Below are 22582 nucleotides of genomic sequence, written 5' to 3' on the forward strand. Positions count from 1 at the left end.
GCCCTGGTCGACCGGGATTGGTCGGCACATTCGGGGGAGTTCGTCGGCAGCGCCCATGGTGACGGCAAAGCCGATTAGCATCCCCAGGTATGAGCCGAATCGGAACTTTCCCCGCGGATGACCTGACGGCCTGGATGGCCAAATCGCCCGAACTCGCCGCGGGCATCGGTGGATTCAGTACCGCGGTCTACAACCGCGGCCGGCTGCCGATGCGCACCCGCGAGCTGGCCCGGATGGTGATCGCCTTTGACAACGAGTGCGCGGTGTGCGTCAACACCCGCGATGCCGACGGCCCGGCGGCCGGAGTGAGCGAGGAGCTCTACGACCACGTCGCCGAGTGGCGCACCTGGCCCGGCTACAGCGACTCCGAACGGCTCGCGGCGGAGTTCGCCCACCGGTTCGCCATCGACCACACCGGGCTGCGCGACGACGAGGACTTCTGGTCGCGGTGCTCCGAGCACTTCAGCGACGAACTGTTGGCCGACCTCGCGCTGTCGTGTGCGTTGTGGCTGGGCATGGGACGGTTGCTGCGCACCCTCGACATCGGTCAGGCCTGCGCATTCACCCTGCCCAGCCGCGCTTGATGGTGCGACGGCCCTCGCGCCGGGCCGGCTGGGCCGCGGCGGCCGCCGCGGCTGTGGTCGGGGTTGCCGGTGTCGCGGCGCTGAAATCGGCTGCCGTCCGGGCCCGCAACAGCAGCCCCTCGCCGCTGCGCCCCGAGTGGTCCGCGCCGCCGGCACAGTACGGCGTCGGGGTGCGCCGCAATGTCGCGGTGGAGATGAGCGACGGGGTGGTGCTGCGCGCCGATATCCATTACCCCACTGAACGCGACACCGGATCGCCGGCGGCCGGGCCGTTTCCGGTCCTGCTGTCGGTGACCCCCTACGGCAAACTCGCCCCGCCACCGGCCGCGCAGATCGGCGGCGGTCCCACGCCTCGCCTGATCCGGCGCGGCTACATCGAGGTGATGGTCGACGTTCGCGGCACCGGCGCGTCCGGTGGGTCGTTCCAGATGTTCGGCCCGGACCAGGCTCGCGATGGCGTCGAGCTGGTGAACTGGGCCGCGACGCTGCCGAACGCCAACGGCCGGGTCGGCATGTTCGGCATCTCCTACCTGGCGATCAACCAGCTGTTCACCGCGGCCGCCGTCGGCCCGGACTCCCCGCTGAAGGCGATCTTCCCGGTGATGGCGGCCAACGACTTCTACCGGGATGCCGCCGCGATGGGCGGCGCTCCGCACCTGGCGACCGTGCGCGGCTACGGCGCGCTCTACACAATGCTCAACGTGATCAACCCGGCCCTCGAGTTCTTCACCCGCGGTGACCATCCCCGGCCCCGGGCCGGCGGACTGGCCGCGGTGCGCCAGCGCGGCAGGGATCAGCGCGGCTACTTCGGGCCGTTGGTGACCGAGGCGCGCGTCGGCGGTGACGCCGCCTACGACGGTCCGTTCTGGGACAGCATGCGGCCCGACCTCGTGCTGCCCGAGATCGCGGCCAACAAGGTGGCCGTCTTTCTGGTGGGCGGCTGGCACGACGCCTTCCAGCGCGGCGCGCCGCTGAACTACGCCGCCCTGCAGAACGCCTGCAGCGACCGGCCGGTACACGCCCCGATGCAGCCCGGGCAGCCACTGGCAGACCGGATCAGGCTGATGATGGGGCCCTGGTATCACGTATCGGCTTACGACGGGCTGCGTATCCAGGACCTGCAGCTGCGCTGGTTCGATCATTGGCTGAAAGACGATGCGGCCGCGGAGATCTCCGGTTCGCCGTTCACGTTTCAGGCGATCGGCGACAGCCGCTGGTACCACGCCGGCGAGTACCCGATTCCGGCGGCGACGCCCACCCGGTTGTACCTGTCGCAGGGCGGCCGGCTGATCGCCGACGCCCCGGCCGAGCAGACGCTGGCCGCACTGCCATACCGCACTCGCGGTCCGATGTCGGGGCGCAGCCTGGAACAGTGGACGCTCGGCCTGAACAGCTTCGTCACCGCCGCCGCCGGCGGCCGCACCCGCTACGACCAGGACAACCGCCGCCTACACCGAAATGCGTTGACCTACACCGGCGAACCGTTCGATGCGCCGACGCTGATCGCCGGGCCGATCACGCTGCACGTGCAGGCAACGGCCGACACCACCGAGACGCTGTGGGTCGCCTACCTCGACGACGTCGCGCCCGAGGGCGTGTGCCGCCCACTGACACAGGGGGCGTTGCTGGGCTCGCACCGGGCGCTCGATCCGGAGCGCAGCTGGTATCTGCCGGACGGCACGGTGCTGCGCCCGCACCACATCAGCACCCGGTCAGCGGTGCGGCCCGTCGAACCGGGGGAGCTGACCGGGTATGACATCGAGATCTTTCCGACCGCCGCGATGATCGCTCCCGGCCACCGGCTGCGGCTGACCGTGACCACCTACGATTTCCCGCACCTGGTGCCGACCGCGCCCGCACGCCGGGCGCTGGCCGGCGGCACCTACCGCCTGCACCAGGGTGGGCCCACCCCGTCGTTTCTGCTGTTGCCGCTGGCCGATCCGGACGCCCTGGATTAACCCTGCTCTGCTAGCCCTTTTCTGCGACGTCCCGGATGCGTTCCAGCGTGCGCCGCATATCGCGAATGTTGTTGCGCTGCCGCAGAAAACCGCCGAACACCCAGTAGTACACGCTGGTCAGGAAGGAGTCGGCCAGCTTGAACGACTCGGTGACGTCGGTGCCGTCGGTGGTGGGCGTCAGCTCGTAGCGCCACCGGTTCAGTGCTCGATCACCGGCGAGCACCGCGAAGCCGAAGACCCGATTGGGCTCGCACTCGGTGACCCGGCACGTCGTCCAGTACACCGGACCGATCCCGTTGCGCTTGACGTGTCCCCGGAACCGTGCCCCCACTGCTGGGCCGGTGGCGCCGTCGAGCCATTCGGCCTCGAAGGTCTCGGGGGAGAACTGCCCGATGTTGCGGACGTCAGCCACCAGATCCCAGATCCGCTCGGGAGGTGCTGCCATGTGAACTGTCGCGGAACCCTGCATGCTCGCCAATCCAAGCACGTCCGCCGCGGTCCAGCTACGGCTACCCCGAACAAAGCGCTGAGCCCCACCCCGGATCGGGTGGGGCTCAGTGCTTCAGCTGTCTGACTTTTCGGGTCAGCCCTCGGAACTGCCGCTCTCGGCGCTGCCGCCGCCGGCGCTGGCGCCCAGGTGGCTCTGCAGGTCAGGCTTCATCGCCTGCAACTGAGCCCCCCAGTACTCCCAGCTGTGGGTTCCGTAGTCCGGGAAGTTGAACACGGCGTTGTTGCCGCCGGCCGCGGTGTAGAGCTCCTGGAACTTCTTGTTCTGGCCGATCATGAAGTTGCCCTCGAGGAACGTCGCGGGGATGTTGTCGCCCCCCAGCTCGTTCGGGCGGCCGTTGCCGCAGTAGACCCACAGTCGGGTGTTGTTGGCCACCAGCTTGCCGACGTTGACGGTCGGGTCGTTGCGCAACCAGGCCGGGTCGTCGTCCGGGCCCCACATGTCTTCCTTCTTGTAGCCACCGGCGTCACCCATGGCCAGCCCGATCCAGCTCTTGCCGTCCGAGGGGTTGATGTAGCCGGACAGCGAACCGGCGTAGGTGAACTGGTTGGGGTGGTAGATGGCCAGCGTCATCGCCGACGCGCCGGCCATCGACAGACCGACCGCCGCGTTGCGGCTCTGGCTCACGCCGTACTCCGAAGCCAGATAGGAGGGCAGTTCGCTGGTGAGGAAGGTCTCCCACTTGTAGGTGGTGCAGCCCGCCTTACCGCAGGCCGGCTTGTACCAGTCGCTGTAGAAGCTGGACTGGCCGCCGACCGGCATGATCACCGAGATGCCCGACTGGTAGTACCACTCGAACGCCGGGGTGTTGATGTCCCAGCCGTTGAAGTCGTCCTGGGCGCGCATGCCGTCGAGCAGGTACAGGCCCGGGGAACCCTGACCACCGCTCTGGAACTGAACCTTGATGTCACGGCCCATACCCGCTGAAGGAACCTGCAGGTACTCGACCGGCAGACCCGGCCGCGAGAACGCCGATGCGGTCGCCTCGCCACCGGTCAGGCCGATCAGGCCCGGCAGCGCTGCTGCGGCCACCGCGCCGACCATAAGTCGGCGCACCCAGCGCATTCCCTTGGTCACGTCTGTCATTCCTGCCCCTTGTCGTCTGCTACGGAACGCTCTCGAAATACTGTCAAAGTAACTAATCTGTCGTTCGCGACGCAACGCACGCCACCACTTCTGGATCGGGCCCTCAACATGCGACAACGGCCGCTATCCGCAACTCCGCGGCCGTCTCGGGTATCCGACTCGCGATATAGCATACCCGAATTCCGGGCGGTACCCGGTTAGCCACAACCCCCCGACACGCGTAGGCTGCCCTGCGGTAAGCCGACAAGACCACACTGTCCTGGGCTGTCTCCGGTCCGTTCCGGTGCCCGCCGAGTCCCAGCACGGGGACCCGGCGCAGGCTCTCCGCCGACGCGGTGACATCGCAGATCAGGACGATTGGGGCGCGCGATTTTGGACACGGTACTGGGGCTGGCGATGACGCCGACGACGCTCGGCTGGGTCATGGCCGAAGGTCAGGCCGATGGCTGCCCGACGGTTTCCGGTGACGAGTTCGGTATCACCCGCGGTGATGCCGGATTGGATGCGGTGAGCATGGCGTCGTCGGCGTCGGCCGTTGCCGCTCGGGTCCGCACGGTGCTGGCCGCCCGCGGCGACCGGCTGCACGGCGTGGGAGTGACCTGGAGCGACGACGCAGCCGTGGGGGCCGCCCTGCTGTTGGAGTCGCTGGCCGACGCCGGATTCGACAATGTGGTGCCGGTGCGATTCGCGCGCGCCGCCGCCTCGCTGACCAGTGGCATCGGATCCCGCGGCGAACAGAGCGCGGTGTGTGTCATCGAACCCGGATCGGCCACGCTGGTGTTCGGCGGCCGCGGTGACGAGGGCCCGGTCGTCAGCACCTGTCCGATCGGCGGCACCGACGAGGTGATCGACTGGCTGGCCGATGCCTTTGCCGCGGGCGGCCGGCGGCCCGAGACGCTGATGGTGGCCGGTTCGATGCGCGGCATGGACCGGCTCGGGCGCCGCCTGGAGTCCCGGCTTTCGGTACCGGTCTTCGTCCAGTCCGGGGCGCAGCAGGCGTTGGCGCGCGGTGCGGCGCTGGCCCTGGCGCCGTACGCCGACCTGACCGGCCCGCCGGTCACCGGCGCCCCGGCCGGGCTGCGGATCGGCGGCGTCGGCTCAAAACGTGCGATGCCCTTCTCGTACGCCGCGGCCGTGACGATGCTGACCGGGGGAGCGGTGACCTTCGTGGCCTCACTCTCGGCCGCGCTGAGCCTGCAGCTGGGCCCGGGCCGGGACGTCCCCGACGTGCGGCCGCCCGAGCGCGCGACGGTGGCTCGCGTCGCGGTGCCCGCCGCCCCACCACCGGCCGCGCCCGCGGCGCCGCCGCCGGCCGCTCCCGCTCCCTTGGCCGAGCTGCCCGAGGACCCGGTCGAGTTCGGTTCCCTGTGGGACGGGCCGGCCGTGGCCCCGGTGCCGCCGGCGCCCCCGCCGAGCGCCGGGCCGTCCTTGCTGGACCGGTTCCGCGAGCGTCTTCCGCGTCTTCCCGGCCGCTGAGGTCAGGATCCGCGGATCTTCTCCTCCGGGACGGTCGCGCAGAGGTGCACCGTCACCTCGTCGGCGACCCGCAGGGCGCCCATCAGCATCGAATAGCGCCGTACGCCGAAATCGGTGTGGCGCACCACGGTCTCGCCCTCGATCCGCCACGATCCATCGAGACGGGTCACCCGCACCTCGATGACGTGCGGCCTGGCGAGGCCGCGGATCTCCAGGCTGCCGGCCAACCGGTAACCGTCGTCGGTCGGGGCGATGTCGCTGCACTCGAACCGGATTCGGCCGTACTCCGCGGCGTCAAGGCAGTTGCGCGCATTGCTGCGGATCAAGGATTTCTCCGGAGTGGTCAGCGGGGTCAGTCCGCCGTCACCGCGCAGCACCTGCAGCGAATCCACCTCGACGGTCAGTGCCGCGGCGGTGGGCTGCTGGCCGGACCAGGACACCTGCGCCTGCCAGCGCTCCATGGCGATCGTGAGCCGGTGGCCCATCTTGGCGCCCCGGCCGGTCACACCCGTGCCGAGCTGCAGCTGCCCGTGTGATGCGTCGAACTGCCCCGTGGCCATCTGCGGCACTTTAGCGGCCCGGTCGGCCGGCGACGGCATTCGGCGGATTCGCAATGAGGCGCTGCGGCCACCCGTTAGGCTTCCACGCGGGGCCGGCTGCTGGCCCGGATCGAAGAGGGACGAAGGGCAGTAGGGGCGAAAAGAATGATTCGTGAATTAGCCGCAGCTGTTTTCCTCGCGGGAGCCGCGGGTGTCGTCGCCGTCAGCGGCGCGCCGGCTGCCGGGGCCTACCCCGGTGACGTGCCGGGCATGGCCGAAGGGCAGCGGCAGGGCGACGCCTGCTTCAGCTGGGAGCGCTTCATCTACGGCCACGGCCCCAACGGCCAGGCGCTGGCATGCCATTTCATCGCCAACCAGTGGCCGCCCAAGGACACCGGGTTCTGGCAGATCTCCTACCCGCTCTACGGGGTGCAGGACATCGGTTCGCCGTGCCCCAACCCGCAATCGGCCGCGCAGTCGCCCGATGGATTGCCGCTGCTGTGCCTGGGCGCGCGGGGCTGGCAGCCCGGCATCTACACCGGGGGTATCGGGCCGTACTTCCCGCCCGGGATCGCCCAGGTCGGATGACCGAGGCGTGAGCCCGCCCCCGTCTCCGGTGTACAGCGTTCGTCCAGACGGTTGCATTAGCTTCAGCCGGGGTAGCTATACGCAGGAGGTGCCGAGGAGTTGGGCGAACGCGGTGAGGCGACGTCGGAACTGTTGGTGATCTTCGGGATAACCGGAGACCTGGCCCGCAAAATGACCTTCCGCGCGCTGTACCGCCTGGAGCGCCGCCAGCTGCTCGACTGCCCGATCCTGGGGGTGGCCAGCGACGACATCACGGTCGAGGAGTTGGTCGATCGGGCCGGCGAGGCGATCCGCCAGTCCGGAGAGTCCTTCGACGAGGCGGTGTTTCGCCGGTTGGCGAAGCGGATGTCGTATCTGCACGGCGACGTCACCGACTCCGCGCTCTACGAGCAACTCGCCGAGCGCGTCGGCGCCGACAAGCAGTGCCTGTACTACCTGGAGATGCCGCCGTCGCTGTTCGCCCCGATCGTGGAAAATCTGGGCCGGGCCGGGCTGCTGGAGTGCTCGCGGGTGGCGGTGGAGAAGCCGTTCGGCCACGACCTGGCCTCTGCCCGCGACCTGAATTCCCGGCTGCGCGCGGTGCTGCGCGAAGACCAGATCCTGCGGGTGGACCACTTTCTGGGCAAGCAGCCCGTCGCCGACCTCGAGTACCTGCGGTTCGCCAACACGACCCTGGCCGAGCTGTGGGACCGGCACACGATCGCCGAGATCCACATCACCATGGCCGAGAATTTCGGCGTCGAGGAGCGCGGCAGCTTCTACGACGCCGTCGGTGCGCTGCGGGATGTGGTGCAGAACCACCTGCTGCAGGTGCTGGCGCTGTTCGCGATGGAGCCACCGGTCGGGCCCGGCGATGACGACCTCAACGACAAGAAGGCCGAGGTGTTCCGGGCGATGCCCCCGGCCGAACCCGCGCATTACGTGCGGGGCCAGTACCGCGGTTATGCCGACGTCCCCGGGGTGGCCGACGGGTCGCAGACCGAGACCTTCGTCGCACTGCGCCTGCAGATCGAGAACTGGCGCTGGGCGGGGGTGCCGATCTTCCTGCGGGCCGGCAAGGCCCTGCCCGAACGCGTCACCGAGGTCCGGCTGTTCACTCGCCGTGTTCCGGCCCTGGAGTTCATGCCGCAACGCGGACGCGCCCAACGCAATCAGATCGTGTTGCGTATCGACCCCGATCCGGGACTGCGGCTGCAACTGGTGGCCCAGGACGACGACACCTGGCGCGACGTCCACCTGGATTCCTCGTTCGCCCGTGATCTGGGGGAACCGATCCGGCCCTATGAGCGGCTATTGCATGCGGCGATGATCGGCGATCGCCGGATGTTCGCCCGCGAGGACAGCATCGAGGAGACCTGGCGCATCGTGGCACCGCTGCTCGATCAGCCGGGAGACGTCCACTCCTACGAACGCGGTTCGTGGGGGCCCGAGGCCGCGCACGAGCTGGTGCGCGGCCATCGCAATTGGCAGGACCCATGGCTGCCGGAAGGCGGCCCGGCACAGTAGGAAGGACAGCTATGCGACTGGGGATGATCGGCCTGGGCCGGATGGGAGCCAATCTCGTTCGGCGGCTGACCGCCGACGGCCACGAATGCGTCGTCTATGACCACAATGCCGACGCGGTCGCCGCGCTGGCCGCCGAGGCCAACACCACCGGGGTGTCCTCGCTCGCCGAACTGGCCGAGAAACTTCCCACCCCCCGCGTTGTGTGGGTGATGGTGCCGGCCGGCAAGATCACCACCGGCGTCATCGAAGAACTCGCCGAGACCCTGGCGGCAGGCGACATCGTGATCGACGGCGGCAACTCCTACTACCGCGATGACATCGCACACGCAAAACTGCTGTCCGACAAAGGGATTCACTTACTGGACTGCGGGACCAGCGGCGGCGTGTGGGGCCGCGAACGCGGCTACTGCCTGATGATCGGGGGAGATCGCGACGCGTTCGACCGGGTCGAGCCGATCTTTGCCACCATTGCTCCCGGCGTCGAGGCCGCCCCGCGCACGCCGGGCCGCGACGGTGAGGTCTCCCAGGCCGAGAACGGCTACCTGCACTGCGGCCCGTCGGGGGCCGGGCACTTCGTGAAGATGGTGCACAACGGCATCGAGTACGGGATGATGGCCTCGATCGCCGAGGGACTGAACATCTTGCACCACGCCAACATCGGCAAAACCGAACAACAGGGTGACGCCGAGACCGCACCGCTGAGCCATCCCGAGTTCTATCAGTACGACATCGACATCGAACAGGTCACCGAGGTCTGGCGGCGGGGCAGCGTGATCGGCTCCTGGCTGCTGGACCTGACCGCCAGCGCGCTGCAGAAATCGCCGGCGCTGGAGGAATTCGCCGGGCGGGTCTCCGATTCCGGGGAGGGCCGCTGGACCGTCATCGCCGCGATCGACGAAGGGGTGCCCGCACCCGTGCTGACCACGGCGCTGTACGCGCGCTTCGCTTCGCGCCATCTGTTCGAGTTCGGTGCCAAGGTGCTCTCGGCGATGCGCAAGCAATTCGGCGGGCACGACGAGAAATCCGCGTGAGCTAGCCCGTTCGGCCGAGCGCGGCGTCGCGCGACCCTGGCCGCCCGCCGTCCTGGCGTGCCAGTATGGGGAATGCCGCAGCGACGGCGAGGGACTCAGACGAGCGCTGTTCCGGTGCTGGCCACCGCCGGCCGAACGACGGGGCCGGTGATCGGCCTGATCATGCTGCTGCTCGTCGCCGGCGCGGCGACGCGTGGATATCTGCCCGGCGGGGAGCATGTCGCACACCGGCCGGCGGCGACGGGTCCGTTGGAGCCGATCATTCTCGCGGCCTTGCTCGCGGTGTCCGTCGGCGCCCTCGTGGTCGCCGCCATCCAGCGGGCCCGCCGGCATCGCGCGGTGGCCGGCAGCATGGGAGAACTGTCCGCCACAGTCGGTGCCGGCCGGGCAAAGCCGGCATGGCGGGTGCTGCTGATCGGCGTGGCCGCGGTGGCGGTGTGGTCACTGACGGTCGTGGTGCTGACCAAGCTGGGCGCGGCGCACCGCTTCACGATTTCGGCACGGCTCTTCGGTGTGCGCGGTGAGGCGCCCGCAGCACCGGCCGGCCCGGAAGCGCCGGCCCCGGTGTCGCCGCACCCGCTGCCGGACGGCTCGACAGGCGCTGTGTTCGGTCCACTGCTGGTGCTGGCCGCGGTCCTACTGGTGCTGATCGCCGCGGCGGTCGTCATCGCGCGTTCCCGCCGGAGCAGGCCCGCGCCGCCGGAAGCCGGGCCGGTGATGGCGGCGGTGCCCGCGCCCTCCGCAGGCGAAACCCTGGCCCGGGCAGCCGAACTCGGCTTGACCCGGATCGCCGACCGAAGCCGCGGGCCGCGAGAGGCGATCATCGCCTGCTACGCGGTCATGGAGCGCCACCTCGCCGACGTTCCCGATGCCGCGCCGCGCGAGTTCGACACTCCCAGCGAAGTATTGGCGCGTGCCGTCGAGCACCACGCACTGCCGGCCGAAAACGCATCCCGGCTGGTGGAGCTGTTCACCGAGGCGCGGTTCAGCCCGCACCTGATGACCGAGCGGCACCGCACCGACGCGGTCGCGATACTGCGGCTGGTCCTCGACGAGTTGCGGACGCCGACATGAAAACGCTTGCGCTACAAGGCTTGCTGTTGGTAACCGCGGTCCAGCTGGCGGCGCTTTTCACCCACCAGCGTCAGAGCCTGCTCTATGTGGCGGGCATCGCGGTCGCGGTGCCGCTGGCCGGAATCCGGCGGCTGCTGACTCCACCCGGAGAGCCTGCGGCGCCCGAGCTCACCGATGAGCCCGGAGAGTCGTTGCGGCGGTGGCTGTCGGGAACCGAGGCCAGAATCCGCTGGGCGGAATCGACCAGAGCGGACTGGGATCGGCGCTGGCGGCCGATCCTGGCCCGTCAGTTCGAGGTCTCCAGCGGCCAGCGGCGGGCGAAGAACCCGGCGGCGTTCAACGCCACCGGGGCGATGCTGTTCGGTGACGAGCTGTGGCCCTGGGTGGATCCGGGCAACGTCGCGCCCGCCGGTGGCCGCGGGCCCGGCCCGGGACGTGCTGCGCTGGAGGAGATCCTGTACCGACTGGAGCAGCGATGAGCGCGGGACTGTCGGGCACAGCGGCGATTACCGCCGAGCGCTGCACCGCGGTGCTCGACGAGATCGAGCAGGCGGTGGTGGGCAAACGTGCCGCGCTGACCCTCATCCTGACCGCGGTGCTCGCCGGCGGCCATGTGCTCATCGAAGACCTTCCGGGTCTGGGCAAGACGTTGATCGCGCGGTCGTTCGCCGCCGCCCTCGGGCTGGACTTCACCCGGGTGCAGTTCACCCCGGACCTGCTGCCCGCCGACCTGCTCGGCACGACCATCTACGACATGGCCTCGGGCAGTTTCGAGTTCCGGCGCGGGCCGATCTTCACCAATCTGGTGTTGGCCGACGAGATCAACCGGACCCCGCCCAAGACCCAGGCCGCCTTGTTGGAGGCGATGGCCGAAGGCCAGGTCAGCATCGACGGCCACACCCATCGGCTGCCGTCGCCGTTCATAGTGCTGGCCACCGACAACCCGATCGAATACGAGGGCACCTACCCGCTGCCGGAAGCCCAACTGGACCGGTTCGCGATCAGGCTGCGCCTGGGCTACCTCAGCGAACAGAACGAGGCGGCCATGCTGCGCCGGCGACTCGATCGGGGCGCCGCGACGCCGACGGTGCGCCAGGTGATCGACGCGCAGGACGTGATCGCGATGCGGGAATCGGTGGAGCAGGTCAGCGTGCACGAGGACGTACTGCGCTACGTGGTGTCGCTGGCGAACGGGACACGCCACCATCCGCAGGTGGCCGTGGGCGCCAGTCCACGATCCGAACTCGACCTCATCCAGTTGGCCCGGGCGCGCGCCCTGCTGCTCGGCCGTGACTACGTGATCCCCGAAGACGTCAAGGCGCTGGCCACTTCGGCGGTCGCGCACCGGATCACGCTGCGGCCCGAGATGTGGGTGCGGCGCGTCCAGGGCTCCGATGTGGTGGAGGAGCTCCTGCGGCGGCTGCCGGTGCCGCGCACCTCAGGTGCGCCCGGACCGGCGCCGGATGCGACGCCGCCGTGACGCACCACCCGCAGGCCCGCGAGGTTTCCGAAGTCGACATCGAACTGCATTGGCGGGCATCGCCGTTGGCCCGTGCGTTGGCCACCGGTGCGGCGCTGGCCCTGGCGGTGGCGGTGGGTGGGTCGCGCTGGCAGCTGATCGCGTTCGCCGCGCCGCTGCTCGGCGTGCTGTGCTCGCTGGGTTGGCAGCCGCCGGTACCGGTGTTGCGGGTGCACGCGAGTCCCGCGGCGCAGCGCTGCTTCGAATCCGAGCCGGTCGAAGTGACGGTCCGGGCCGCGGCAGCTAAGGGCGAGGCGGCCGCGGTGCGCCTGAAGGTGTCGGCGCATTCGGCGATGCAACTCGATATCGCCACGGCTGCCGGCGAGCCCGGCGCCAACAAGTCGGTGACGGCCAGCGCCCGGCGCTGGGGCCGCTACCCGATCCGAGCCACCGTCGCCGCCGTGGGCCGGGGCGGGCTGTTGGCCGGCACGGCCACCGCCGACGTCGCCGAGGTCACGGTGTTCCCGCTGGCGCCCCCGCAGCCCACGCCGCTGCCGCACAGCGAGCTGCTCGACCGGGTCGGGACGCATTTGACCCGGCACCCGGGCCGCGGTGTGGAATACGCCGACATCCGCGCCTACGTACCCGGCGACCCGTTGCGTGCGGTGAACTGGCCGGTCAGCGCGCGGCGGGGCAGCCTGCACGTGACCGAGCGGCTGACCGACCGGGCCGCCGACGTGGTGGTGCTGATCGACGCCTACCCGCAGCCGCGCGGGCCCGCGACAGCGGCGACCGAGCGGTCGGTGCTGGGCGCGGCGCACGTCGTGCAGACCGCGTTGCGCAACGGTGACCGCGCCGGGATCGTCACGCTCGGTGGCCGAGACCCGCACTGGGTCGGCGCCGATATCGGGCAGCGCCAGTTCTACCGCATCGTCGATGCCGTCCTGGGTGCCGGCGACGGCTTCGAGCCCACCACCGGGACGCTCGCACCGCGGGCGGCGGTGCCGCCAGGCGCCCTGATCATCGCGTTCTCCACCCTGCTGGACACCGAGTTCGCGCTCGCACTGACCGACTTGCGCAAGCGCGGGCACGTGGTGCTGGCGGTCGATGTGCTGGCCGGCCCCCCGTTCCAGGAGCAACCCGCTCCGCTGGTGGCAAGGCTCTGGACGCTGCAGCGCACCGCCATGTACCGGGACATGGCCAGCGTCGGCGTCGACGTCGCAGCGTGGTCGCCGCAGCAGCCCCTGGAGCAGTCCATGCGCCTGGTGACGCAGCGCCATCGCCCAACGGCGGTGCGGTGATGGAGCATTCAGGCCGCGCCGCTGCGGCCGACCGGTTCCTGTCGCTGGTGCTGTCCGCAGCGTGCGGGCTGGCGATGGCCGCTGCCGCCGGCTCCGGAGCGTCCGGGATGGCCGCGGCCGGCGCGCTGCTCACGGCCGCGGCGGTGCTGGCCGGGCTCTGGTGGCGGCCCGCCGCGACGGGTGCGGTGCTGCTGGCCATCGCGGTGATCGGGTTCGCCGATCCGCCAACGGTTTCGGTGGCGGTCGCCGGGCTGGCCGCGGTCGGCTACCTGTTGTTGCGGCACGCCGCAGACGGTGCTGCCCCGGTGACCGGCCCGGCGCTGCTGGGCGCGGCGGGATTCAGCGTCGTCGGAGTGGTGGCGGCGAGCTTCCCGCTGCAGCTGCCGTGGCTACCGCTGGTGGCAGCGCCCGCCGCACTGGGCTGCTACGTGCTGGCGTTGCGACCGTTCCTGTCGTGACGCGGGAAAGTCCTCAGACCGAGGCTGCGGCGTTGATCTCGTCCAGGCGACCGGTGGCCTCGAGGTACTCCTGCACCCAGCGCTGCATGACGGTCGAGGTCTTCTCCACCTTGGTGAACTGGCCGACGACCTGACCTACCGGATTGAACGCCACGTCGACGCTCTCGTTGGGGTACTTGTTCGTGGCCCGCACCGCCATGCCGGACACCATGTACTGCAGCGGCATGCCCAGCGGCTTGGGGTTCTCCGGGGCCTCCCACGCCTCGGTCCAGTCGTTGCGCAGCATCCGGGCCGGCTTGCCGGTGAAGGAGCGGCTGCGCACGGTGTCGCGGCTGCTGGCCTTGATGTAGGCCGCGTGCTGGGCTTCGGTGTTCGAGGATTCCTCGACCATCAGCCACTGCGAACCGGTCCACGCACCTTGGGCGCCAAGCGCCAACGCCGCGGCGATCTGCTGGCCGCTGCCGATACCGCCTGCGGCCAGCACCGGTACCGGCGCCACCGCCTTGACGACCTCGGGCCACAACACGATCGAGCCCACCTCGCCGCAGTGGCCGCCGGCTTCACCGCCCTGCGCGATGATGATGTCCACCCCGGCTGCGGCGTGCTTCTGGGCCTGCGAGGCCGAGCCGCACAACGCGGCGACCTTGCGGCCGGCTTCGTGGATGTGCTTGATCATGTCGGCCGGGGGAGTGCCGAGTGCGTTGGCGATCATCGTCACCTTCGGGTGCTGCAGCGCCACCTCGACCTGCGGGGTGGCGGTCGCCTCGGTCCAGCCGAGCAACTGCAGGCTGTCCTCGTCGGCGCCCTCCACCGGAACGCCGTGGTCGGCCAGCAGCTTCTTGCCGAAGTCGAGGTGCTGCTGGGGCACCAGCTTGCGAAGCGAGTCGGCGAGCTCCTCGGCGGACTGCCCGGAATCCATGCCCTCGTACTTGTTGGGGATGACGATGTCGACGCCGTAGGGGTGGTCCCCGATGTTCTCGTCGATCCAGTTCAGCTCGATCTCCAGCTGCTCGGGGGTGAAGCCGACCGCGCCCAGCACCCCGAAACCACCGGCCTTGCTCACGGCCACGACCACGTCGCGACAGTGGGTAAAGGCGAAGATCGGGAACTCGATGCCGAGTTCGTCGCAGAGGGGAGTGTGCATGACTTACTCCTTCAAGGGCGGCGGGACCGAAGTGAAACGTGTTCTAATTTAGTACCAGACTCGACGTGGCGAGGCCAGTCGGCCCCAGTGGGCCGCGTGAATGCAACACTACCGCCCATCGTGTCCGGGGTCGGGTTCAGTGGGTCGCGAAGGCGCGGAGCACGGCCACCCCGAAACCGGCGGCGCGGCGCAGGGATCGGCCGCCGGTGCGGCCGGCCCCGGTCACGTGCAGCACCGGCCAGCCCTGCTCGGCCGCCAGTGCCGCCAGCCCGGGGCGCGGATTGACCGGCCGGGGCTGGCCCACCAGCGACATCAGCGCGGCGTCCTCGTCGCCGTCGGCGTAGAAGAAGCTCTCGGCGAGGTCGACCCCGTTGTTCGCGCAGAACCGCTGGACCGCGGCCGCCTTCTCGGGTCCCCACACCACCGGTTTGACGACGCCGCCGGTCAGCACGCCCCGCTCGTCGAGTTCGAACCGGTTGCACAGCACCTGCGGAATGCCCAGGTAGTGGGCGACCGGCTCGGCGTGGATGGTCAGCGCCGAGGAACTCAGCACCACGGTGTGGCCTTGCTGCTGATGGGCCCGCACGACCTCCTGCATGTGCGGATAGACCCGGCTGGTGATGTGGTCGGCGAAGAGCCGCTCACCGACGTCGTCGAGCTCGGTGATCGATTCGCCGCGCAGGTAGCCCGCCGCGCGCACCAGCAGCCGCTCGAATTGCATGCGGCCCAGCCGATATCGCACCGCGGCCTCGACGACGCCGAGCACCTCACCGGCCCGGGCCTGACGCCGGCGGATCCGGTCGCCGGCGTGTGCGGTGGCGGTGAACCCGGACACCAGCGTGCCGTCCAGATCGAAGAATGCTCCGATCCGGGCGCCGGTTTCGCTGCGGCCGATCTCGGCGATCAGATCGCGCGGTGATGCGGTCATCGGCGTCGATGTTACGTCCGCCGCCGCGAATCACCGCCACCACGCGCCGCACGAACGGAGGCGAAACCGGCAGCTGATAGCGTGTTTGGCCTAGCGAAAGGAGGCCGGCGCCATGGCCAGCGAGACCAGTGAAACCACCGCGACCGATGTGCGGAACGCCCTGTCCGAGCAGGCCGCGGAGCTCGGCTGGCAGCGTACCCAGCGGGAGCGTGTCGACATCTACGGCCGTGGGGCCGCCCACGTCCACGCGGTATGGCGCGACAGCGGCACCCTCAACGGCGGGGCCCACTATGACGACTCCGTCCTGCTCGCCTACACCACGGAGCTGGCGAAGATCCAGAGCTGGCTGGCCAGATAGGGCTCGATAACCGCGACGGCTCCGGTTCGCAACGGTTGCATAACCGCCCCTCGTGTCACACGGGCAACATATTTCACACGGCTAACTTCAGTCCCGACCTTGTAGTTATCGGGATGGGGAAGAAAGCCATGTCACGTATCCGTAATTGCCTCACCGTCGCGGCCGGCGCCGCCGCGGGACTGTTCCTGACGGCACTCGCCTCGAGCGCCACCGCCGGCGCGGACGCGGTGCCGATCAACCCGGGCCTGCCCGGCGTCGTCGAGCAGATGGTCGCCTCCTCGACCACCATCCCGCAACAGTTGCTGCAGACCACCACGTCGGCACTGAGCGGAACCTCGGTAGCGCCGGCTGCATCGGGGGCGCAGTCGCCTCTCGCCACCGCGACCCTCAACGTTCCGCAGACCTCGGGTGCCACGGCGCCGGCGTCGCAGGCCGGCGGCCTGCCCGGACTGTCCGGCTTCCCGGCCAATCTGACGTCGGTGCTGCCGTTCCCGATGCCGAATTTCGGACCCACCACACCGGTGCCCACCGCGGTGGCGCCGACGGTCTTCGCGCCGTCAGCCCCGATGCCGCCGATGGAGGTCCTGCTGATTCCCGGCTTGCCCTGACGGTGAGGCCGTAACCTCGGACCGGTGAGCGCACGCGCAGGAATCGTGGTCACCGGTACCGAGGTACTCACCGGACGGATCGCCGATCGCAATGGACCGTGGCTGGCCGACCGGCTCCTGGAACTGGGAGTCGAGTTGGCGCACATCACGATCTGCGGCGACCGGCCCCGCGACATCGAGGCCCAACTGCGGTTCCTGGCCGGCGAGGGTGTCGACCTGATCATCACCAGCGGCGGTCTGGGGCCGACAGCTGATGACCTGACGGTCGACACCGTCGCCCGGTTCTGCGGACGCGACGTCGTGCTCGACGCCGCGCTGGAAGCCCGGATCGCCGACATCCTCAAACCGATGATGGCGCGCTTCACCGGGCCGGGCGCCCCGGATTTCGCGACGGTCCGGGCGGCCAACCGCAAACAGGCCATGGTCCCGGCCGGCGCGATCGTTCTCGATCCGGTGGGTACCGCGCCCGGTGTGGTGGTGCCCGGCTCTCCCACGGTGGTGGTGCTGCCCGGGCCGCCGCGCGAGCTGCAACCGATGTGGCACAAGGCGATCGCCACCGCCGAGGTGCAGCAGGCGATCGCCGGTCGTACCCGCTACGAACAGCAGACCGTGCGGATGTTCGGGCTGCCCGAGTCCGGTCTGGCCGACACGCTGCGGCACGCCCAGGAGGCGATCGCCGACTTCCTGCGGCTGGAGATCACCACCTGCCTGCGCCGCGGCGAGCTTGAGATCGTCACCCGCTACGAACCCGATGCCGCCGCGACCTACGGCCAGCTGCTCGCGCTGCTGCGCGAACGGCACGCCCGGGCGATCTTCTCCGAAGACGGTTCGCGCATCGACGATCTGGTGGCGGTGCGGCTGGCCGGCCGGCGGATCGCGACCGCGGAATCGTGCACCGCCGGGCTGCTGGCAGGCCGACTGGCCGACCCGCCCGGGGCCTCGGCCTACCTCGCCGGCGGGGTGGTGTCCTACGCCGACGACGCCAAGGTTGACCTGCTCGGCGTCGACGCTGCCCTGATCGCCGAGCACGGTGCGGTCTCCGAGCCGGTGGCCGAGGCGATGGCCGCCGGTGCGCTGCGCCGCTTCGCCGCCGATACGGCGGTGGCGATCACCGGAATCGCCGGCCCCGGTGGCGGAACACCGGACAAGCCGGTGGGAACCGTGTGCTTCTGTGTCGCGCTCGGGGACGGCCGGCTGCTCACGCGCACGACCCGGCTGCCGGGGGAGCGGGCCGACGTTCGCGAACGCTCGACGACGGTGGCCATGCATCTGCTGCACCGCGCCTTGTCAACCGCGTGATTGCGACCGCATCCGGTGGTATGAACATCTCACCGAGGAGTTGCGGATGTGAACACGACGTGGTTGAGCGGATCGGGTTACTGGCTGGGCCGGCTGGTGCTGGAACGCGGCATCGCCGCGATTTACGTCCTGGCGTTCGTCGCCGCCGCGCGCCAGTTCCGTGCCCTGATCGGTGAGCACGGCATGCTGCCGGTGCCGCGGTACCTGCGCCGGCGGCCATTCGGAGTGAGCCCCAGCATCTTTCAGCTGTACTACTCGGACCGGTTCTTCGCCGCCATCTGCTGGCTGGGGGCAGCACTGGCAGCCGCCCTGGTGGCCGGGGCCGGCGAGCTGGTCCCGCTGTGGGCGGTGATGGCGATCTGGCTGCTGTTGTGGGCGATGTACCTGTCGATCGTCAACGTCGGCCAGACCTGGTATTCGTTCGGCTGGGAATCGATCCTGCTGGAGGCCGGGCTGCTGGCGGTATTCCTGGGCAACGACCGCGTCGCGCCTCCGGTGCTGGTGATGTGGCTGGCCCGGTGGCTGCTGTTCCGGATCGAGTTCGGGGCGGGGCTGATCAAGCTGCGTGGCGACTCCTGCTGGCGCGACCTGACCTGCCTGGACTACCACCACGAGACCCAGCCGATGCCGGGACCGCTGAGCTGGTTCTTCCACCACCTGCCCAAACCGCTGCACCGGATCGAAGTCGCCGGAAACCATGTCGCCCAGCTGGTGGTGCCGTTCGGGTTGTTCGCTCCGCAGCCGATCGCCGGGGCGGCGGCGGTGATCATCATCGTCACCCAGCTGTGGCTGGTGGCCTCCGGCAACTTCGCCTGGCTGAACTGGGTGACGATCGTGCTTGCCGCCAGCGCGCTCGACCAGTCGTGGTTCACCGGACTGCTTCCGGGCCTGCAGCCCCCGGTGATGCCGGATCCCCCGGCGTGGTTCGCCGTCGCTGCGATCGCCTTCGCTGCGATGGTGGTGGTGCTCAGCTATTGGCCGGTGCGCAACATGGCATCACGCAATCAGCGAATGAACGCCTCGTTCAACCCCTTTCATCTGGTCAACACCTACGGGGCGTTCGGGACCGTCGGACGCTCCCGGCAAGAAGTGGTCATCGAGGGGACCGCCGACGCTGAGCTCACCGACAAGGCGGTCTGGCGGGAATACGAATTCAAGGGCAAACCCGGTGCCACTGACCGGCTGCCACGGCAGTGGGCGCCCTATCACCTGCGGCTGGACTGGCTGATGTGGTTCGCCGCGTTATCGCCGACCTACGCGCTGCCGTGGCGCGACGCGCTGCTGGAACGTCTGCTGCGCAACGACCGCGACACGCTGCGCCTGTTGCGGCACAACCCTTTCCCGGACGAGCCGCCGCGGTACGTGCGTGCACTGCTCTACGATTACCGCTTCACCACCCCGGCTGAGCGCCGGCGCGATCGGGCGTGGTGGCATCGCAGCCTGGTGGGCATCTACCTGCCGCCGGTCTCGGCCTCTGGTCGCGGGTCCTAGCGGGTGTCAACCCAGAAGGCGGTGCCGGCCAGCGCAAGCGTGAGCACCGCCAGCAGTGCCGTGTCGGTAAGGCCCAGCCGCGGCGTTTCGGAGCCCTCGGCAGCCAGGCGCCGTTCGCGGGCGATCAGGAACAGCGGGAAGGTGACGCTGATCGCGATGAGGAAGCCGCCGGCGATATAGGCCCAGACGAACCGCACGTTGTGCCGGCGCGCCTCGAGGACCATCAGGATCGCGGCGGCCAAGAACAGCAGCACGATATCGGCGGTGATCGAGCGCGCCGCGGGTGTCACGGTGGTGTCGAGCAGGAATTGCGGGAACACGTCGCCGAACTCATACGCCAGATTCTGGCTCCAGGTCGCGACCAGCGCGACAACGGATATCGCAGCGTAGACACCGCAGCGGATCTTTGCGGCTGTGTTCATCTGGCCAACGGTAAACGCGCGGCGCGGCGCGCACGGCGGTTTCGCCTCTACAGTTCCAGCAGCACGGTCACCGGTCCGTCGTTGACCAGTTCGACCGCCATGTGTGCCCCGAACACCCCGGTCGCCACCTGCGCGCCCAATTTCCGCAGCGCCTCGGCGAACTCGGCCACCAGCGGCTCGGCGACGGCACCCGGAGCGGCGGCGTTCCAGGAGGGGCGCCGCCCCTTGGCGGTGTCGGCGTACAAGGTGAACTGGCTGACCACCAGGATCGGCGCGCCGACGTCGGAGGCCGAGCGTTGGTCGTCGAGAATCCTTAACTGCCAGAGCTTTTCGGCAAGGCGCCGCGCCTTGGCCACGTCATCGCCGTGGGTGACACCGACCAGCGCCACCAATCCATGGCTTTCCGGCGTGATCGCACCGACGGTTTCGCCGTCGACGGTAACCCGGGCCGACGAGACGCGTTGCACCAGAACCCGCATGGGCCCGACTCTAGGTAGGCTCGGCGATGGTGCGACCGGGAGGGGTGGTCAGATGTCGGTGGTCGTTGCGTTCTCGGTCACGCCGCTCGGAGTGGGCGAGGGAGTGGGTGAGCTCGTCGCGGAGGCGGTGCGGGTCGTGCGCGAGTCGGGTCTGCCCAACCGCACCGATTCGATGTTCACCGTGATCGAAAGCGACAGCTGGGCCGAGGCGATGGCAGTGGTGCAGCGGGCGGTGGAAGCGGTGGCGGCCCGCTCGCCACGGGTGAGCACGGTGATCAAGGCCGACTGGCGAGCCGGCGCGGTCGATGCGATGACCACCAAGGTGGCGTCGGTGGAGCAGCACCTGGCGGCGCCACCTAGTTGACGGCGACGTCGAGGATGGGTCTGCCCACGCCGGCGCCGGGTCCGTCGAAGTGCCACCACTCCCCGGAATAGCCGGCGAGGCCGCCGGCGCTCATCGCGTCGCGCAGGGCGGCGCGTTCGGCCGCGGCTCGCGCGCTGATCCCGCCGGCGAAGGCCGCCGCGCGCGGCGAAAAGTCGTCGAAGTCGGTGCCCATCTCGACCAGCCGCCCCTGCGGGTCGGCGGTCGTCACGTCGACCGACCGCCCGGTCTCATGGCTGCGGGCCAGCGGGCCGGGCCGGGCCACCCAATTCGGATCCGGCACCACCTCGAACATCCGCACCTGCACGTCGTGCGGCCGGTAGCAGTCCCAGAACACCAACGTCCGGCCCCGGCCACGCAGCGCATCGGCGGCCGCCGTCAAGCCCGGAGCCAGCGACTCGTGCACCAGGCAGCGGGCATCGGCCGGATACAGCTGCACGCCGGTGAAGTTGTTCGCCGTGGCATACCGCAGATCGAGGATCGCGTCCGGCACCGCGCTGCGGACGTCGACGAACCCCGCCGCGCGCGCCGCCGGGGACACCGGTGGTGGGCCGGGAACGGCCCACGCCGCGCCGGCCGCCAGGGCGGCCAACAGCAGCGGCACCACGGCCAACGACCTGATCATGAGGCCGGCACCACCACGGTCAGCCGGTGGCGGTCGCGCTCCACCCGCATCCCGGCCCGGCGGGCGATCACCGCCACGGCCGCGGCGTCGGTCGGGTCGGACCTGGTGGTGGCCAGCGCCCGGGCCAGCCGGCCCTTGTGCGCCTTGTTGAAGTGACTGACGCTGGCCCGTCGGCCGTCGGGATGTTCGGCGACCACGTCGACGCAGACCGCACCGGGAATCTTGGCCAGCGCCGCATACGACCCGGACCGCAGGTCGACGATCAGTTCGGCGGCGGCGATCTCGGCCAGCACCGGCTCCAACATCGGGCGCCAGCGCTGGGCCAGGCCGGGCCGCCCGGGCAGCTTCGAGGTCGCCGACAGTCGGTAGGCGGGTACCGGATCGGTTGCCCGCAGCAACCCGAACAGGGCCGAGCCGACCGCCAGCCGCTCGGCGGCACGGGCTGCCGCCGCGCCGCGCAGCGAGCCGATGTCGAGCGCCTCGTACAGCACGCCGGTGTAGCGGTTGATCGCCGGCGCCGTCGGCGCCGAACGCAACAGGGCGTTGCGGTCGATCTCGGCGTCCTGGCTGGCCGACAGCGCCAGTGCGCGCCGGCTGGCGTCCCGATCCGCGGCCAGGGCGACCAGCTCGTCGACCAGCGCCGCCCGCAATTCGGTCAGCTGCGGGGACCCGAGCGCCTCCAGGCGCAGCCGCTGTCCGTCGCCGCCGGCCCGCTTGGTCTCCGACGGTGGCAGCAGCACGATCACAGCGCCGAGGTTAATCGAGCCGCTGCGCACACCAGCGCGGTGGCGAGCATCGCCGCTCCGAGGGTGTCGGTGAGGAAGTGGTAACCGCAGGCCACCAAACCGAGCATGCCCAGCAGGCTCAGCACCGTCGCCAGGGCCAGAGTCCCGCGCCGAGCCCGGCTCGAACCGGCCACCACGACCAGCATGCCCAGCACCGCGACCAGTAGCGCGGTGTGCCCGCTGGGATATTCCAGGTACGGCCCGTTGCGCCGGTCGAAGAGGTACTTGAGGGCCTGGCTGGTCGCGGTGACCACGAACGGGCAGACCAGCACCGCGGCCGCCAGCGCCCACTGCCGCCGCAATAAGGTGACCGCCAGACAGCCCACCAGCACCGCGAACACCAACCAGACGCTGGTGAACGTCAGCAGCCATCGCGGCTGGCCGCCGAGGAGAGCGTGGGTGTGATCGCTGAACCAGTCGTCGAAGGTGGTCGAGCCGCGGCCCACCGCCCAGCCCAGGGCCAGCGTGGCTAACAGGCCGACCAGCGGCCACC

At 70.1% G+C, this 22582-nt stretch carries 26 protein-coding genes; 16 read left to right on the top strand and 10 right to left on the bottom strand.

Going from position 1 to position 22582, the window contains the following annotated elements:
* Nucleotides 1–89 precede the first annotated feature (89 nt).
* Nucleotides 90–584, top strand: coding sequence for a carboxymuconolactone decarboxylase family protein (locus A5648_RS16170; RefSeq protein WP_065025522.1), 495 nt, complete (start codon nt 90–92; stop codon nt 582–584).
* A 194-nt stretch (nt 585–778) separates the two neighbouring features.
* Nucleotides 779–2542, top strand: coding sequence for a CocE/NonD family hydrolase (locus A5648_RS16175; RefSeq protein ID WP_065025595.1), 1764 nt, complete (start codon nt 779–781; stop codon nt 2540–2542).
* Between the two features lie 10 nt (nt 2543–2552).
* On the opposite strand, the gene A5648_RS16180 is transcribed toward A5648_RS16175, so the two are convergent.
* Nucleotides 2553–3011, bottom strand: a complete 459-nt coding sequence (locus A5648_RS16180) for an SRPBCC family protein (RefSeq protein ID WP_082966534.1) — start codon at nt 3009–3011, stop codon at nt 2553–2555.
* 114 nt (nt 3012–3125) lie between these two features.
* Nucleotides 3126–4136, bottom strand: a complete 1011-nt coding sequence (locus A5648_RS16185; protein ID WP_065025524.1) for an esterase family protein — start codon at nt 4134–4136, stop codon at nt 3126–3128.
* Nucleotides 4137–4508: 372 nt separating this feature from the next.
* Here A5648_RS16185 and A5648_RS16190 point away from each other — a divergent pair, with 372 nt between their 5' ends.
* Nucleotides 4509–5612, top strand: a complete 1104-nt coding sequence (locus A5648_RS16190; RefSeq protein ID WP_131810583.1) for a DUF7159 family protein — start codon at nt 4509–4511, stop codon at nt 5610–5612.
* Nucleotides 5613–5614: 2 nt separating this feature from the next.
* Here the strand turns inward: A5648_RS16190 and A5648_RS16195 are convergent, their stop codons facing one another.
* Nucleotides 5615–6172, bottom strand: coding sequence for a YceI family protein (locus tag A5648_RS16195; RefSeq protein WP_065025596.1), 558 nt, complete (start codon nt 6170–6172; stop codon nt 5615–5617).
* 144 nt (nt 6173–6316) lie between these two features.
* Between A5648_RS16195 and A5648_RS16200 the strand changes: the two genes are divergently transcribed.
* From A5648_RS16200 to A5648_RS16235, 8 genes are all read left to right on the top strand, one after another.
* Complete coding sequence (locus tag A5648_RS16200; protein WP_065025526.1) at nt 6317–6739, top strand: hypothetical protein; 423 nt, start codon at nt 6317–6319, stop codon at nt 6737–6739.
* Nucleotides 6740–6838: 99 nt separating this feature from the next.
* On the top strand, nt 6839–8245 hold the full coding sequence (locus A5648_RS16205) for a glucose-6-phosphate dehydrogenase (RefSeq protein WP_065025527.1): 1407 nt from the start codon (nt 6839–6841) through the stop codon (nt 8243–8245).
* 11 nt (nt 8246–8256) lie between these two features.
* Nucleotides 8257–9276 (top strand): phosphogluconate dehydrogenase (NAD(+)-dependent, decarboxylating), encoded by a 1020-nt coding sequence (gnd, locus tag A5648_RS16210; protein ID WP_065025528.1) that lies wholly within the window; start codon nt 8257–8259, stop codon nt 9274–9276.
* Between the two features lie 114 nt (nt 9277–9390).
* A complete protein-coding gene (locus A5648_RS16215) occupies nt 9391–10350 on the top strand; it encodes a DUF4129 domain-containing protein (protein WP_342707273.1) in 960 nt (319 codons plus the stop codon).
* Complete coding sequence (locus A5648_RS16220) at nt 10347–10829, top strand: hypothetical protein (RefSeq protein ID WP_065025530.1); 483 nt, start codon at nt 10347–10349, stop codon at nt 10827–10829. Before A5648_RS16215 ends, A5648_RS16220 begins: the two co-directional genes overlap by 4 nt.
* A complete protein-coding gene (locus A5648_RS16225; protein ID WP_109470819.1) occupies nt 10826–11830 on the top strand; it encodes an AAA family ATPase in 1005 nt (334 codons plus the stop codon). Before A5648_RS16220 ends, A5648_RS16225 begins: the two co-directional genes overlap by 4 nt.
* The gene (locus A5648_RS16230) at nt 11827–13110 is read left to right on the top strand and encodes a DUF58 domain-containing protein (RefSeq protein ID WP_082966535.1); all 1284 of its coding nucleotides are present in this window, start codon (nt 11827–11829) and stop codon (nt 13108–13110) included. Before A5648_RS16225 ends, A5648_RS16230 begins: the two co-directional genes overlap by 4 nt.
* Nucleotides 13110–13568, top strand: coding sequence for a hypothetical protein (locus A5648_RS16235; protein ID WP_065025531.1), 459 nt, complete (start codon nt 13110–13112; stop codon nt 13566–13568). Before A5648_RS16230 ends, A5648_RS16235 begins: the two co-directional genes overlap by 1 nt.
* Before the next feature lie 13 nt (nt 13569–13581).
* Here the strand turns inward: A5648_RS16235 and A5648_RS16240 are convergent, their stop codons facing one another.
* Together A5648_RS16240 and A5648_RS16245 are read right to left on the bottom strand one after the other, a co-directional pair.
* Nucleotides 13582–14712, bottom strand: a complete 1131-nt coding sequence (locus tag A5648_RS16240) for a nitronate monooxygenase (protein ID WP_065025532.1) — start codon at nt 14710–14712, stop codon at nt 13582–13584.
* Nucleotides 14713–14848: 136 nt separating this feature from the next.
* Nucleotides 14849–15640, bottom strand: a complete 792-nt coding sequence (locus tag A5648_RS16245; protein WP_065025533.1) for an HAD family hydrolase — start codon at nt 15638–15640, stop codon at nt 14849–14851.
* Between the two features lie 112 nt (nt 15641–15752).
* Here A5648_RS16245 and A5648_RS16250 point away from each other — a divergent pair, with 112 nt between their 5' ends.
* The 4 genes from A5648_RS16250 (at nt 15753) to A5648_RS16265 (ending at nt 19396) form a co-directional block, all read left to right on the top strand.
* Nucleotides 15753–15998, top strand: coding sequence for a hypothetical protein (locus A5648_RS16250; RefSeq protein ID WP_064855471.1), 246 nt, complete (start codon nt 15753–15755; stop codon nt 15996–15998).
* A gap of 128 nt (nt 15999–16126) precedes the next feature.
* Nucleotides 16127–16606, top strand: coding sequence for a hypothetical protein (locus tag A5648_RS16255; RefSeq protein WP_065025534.1), 480 nt, complete (start codon nt 16127–16129; stop codon nt 16604–16606).
* 24 nt (nt 16607–16630) lie between these two features.
* Complete coding sequence (locus tag A5648_RS16260; protein WP_065025535.1) at nt 16631–17905, top strand: competence/damage-inducible protein A; 1275 nt, start codon at nt 16631–16633, stop codon at nt 17903–17905.
* Between the two features lie 48 nt (nt 17906–17953).
* On the top strand, nt 17954–19396 hold the full coding sequence (locus tag A5648_RS16265) for a lipase maturation factor family protein (RefSeq protein WP_065025536.1): 1443 nt from the start codon (nt 17954–17956) through the stop codon (nt 19394–19396).
* Here the strand turns inward: A5648_RS16265 and A5648_RS16270 are convergent.
* The gene (locus A5648_RS16270) at nt 19393–19818 is read right to left on the bottom strand and encodes a DUF2834 domain-containing protein (RefSeq protein ID WP_065025537.1); all 426 of its coding nucleotides are present in this window, start codon (nt 19816–19818) and stop codon (nt 19393–19395) included. The genes A5648_RS16265 and A5648_RS16270 overlap by 4 nt on opposite strands.
* Before the next feature lie 47 nt (nt 19819–19865).
* Nucleotides 19866–20297 (bottom strand): D-aminoacyl-tRNA deacylase, encoded by a 432-nt coding sequence (gene dtd, locus A5648_RS16275; RefSeq protein ID WP_065025538.1) that lies wholly within the window; start codon nt 20295–20297, stop codon nt 19866–19868.
* Nucleotides 20298–20349: 52 nt separating this feature from the next.
* Here dtd and A5648_RS16280 point away from each other — a divergent pair, with 52 nt between their 5' ends.
* Nucleotides 20350–20661: an MTH1187 family thiamine-binding protein gene (locus A5648_RS16280; RefSeq protein ID WP_065025539.1), complete on the top strand. Its 312-nt coding sequence runs from the start codon at nt 20350–20352 to the stop codon at nt 20659–20661.
* Here A5648_RS16280 and A5648_RS16285 read toward each other — a convergent pair.
* The 3 genes from A5648_RS16285 to A5648_RS16295 are packed head-to-tail and all read right to left on the bottom strand — an operon-like array spanning nt 20654 to nt 22535.
* Entirely contained in the window at nt 20654–21304 is a 651-nt protein-coding gene (locus tag A5648_RS16285) for a M15 family metallopeptidase (protein WP_065025540.1), read from the bottom strand. The genes A5648_RS16280 and A5648_RS16285 overlap by 8 nt on opposite strands.
* Nucleotides 21301–22050: a peroxide stress protein YaaA gene (yaaA, locus tag A5648_RS16290; RefSeq protein WP_065025541.1), complete on the bottom strand. Its 750-nt coding sequence runs from the start codon at nt 22048–22050 to the stop codon at nt 21301–21303. The genes A5648_RS16285 and yaaA overlap by 4 nt, the downstream gene beginning before the upstream one ends.
* Complete coding sequence (locus tag A5648_RS16295; RefSeq protein ID WP_234787447.1) at nt 22047–22535, bottom strand: phosphatase PAP2 family protein; 489 nt, start codon at nt 22533–22535, stop codon at nt 22047–22049. Before A5648_RS16295 ends, yaaA begins: the two co-directional genes overlap by 4 nt.
* Between the last annotated feature and the right edge of the window lie 47 nt (nt 22536–22582).

The sequence above is a fragment of the Mycolicibacter sinensis genome (assembly GCF_001673565.1).
GTDB classification, from domain to species: domain Bacteria; phylum Actinomycetota; class Actinomycetes; order Mycobacteriales; family Mycobacteriaceae; genus Mycobacterium; species Mycobacterium sinense_C.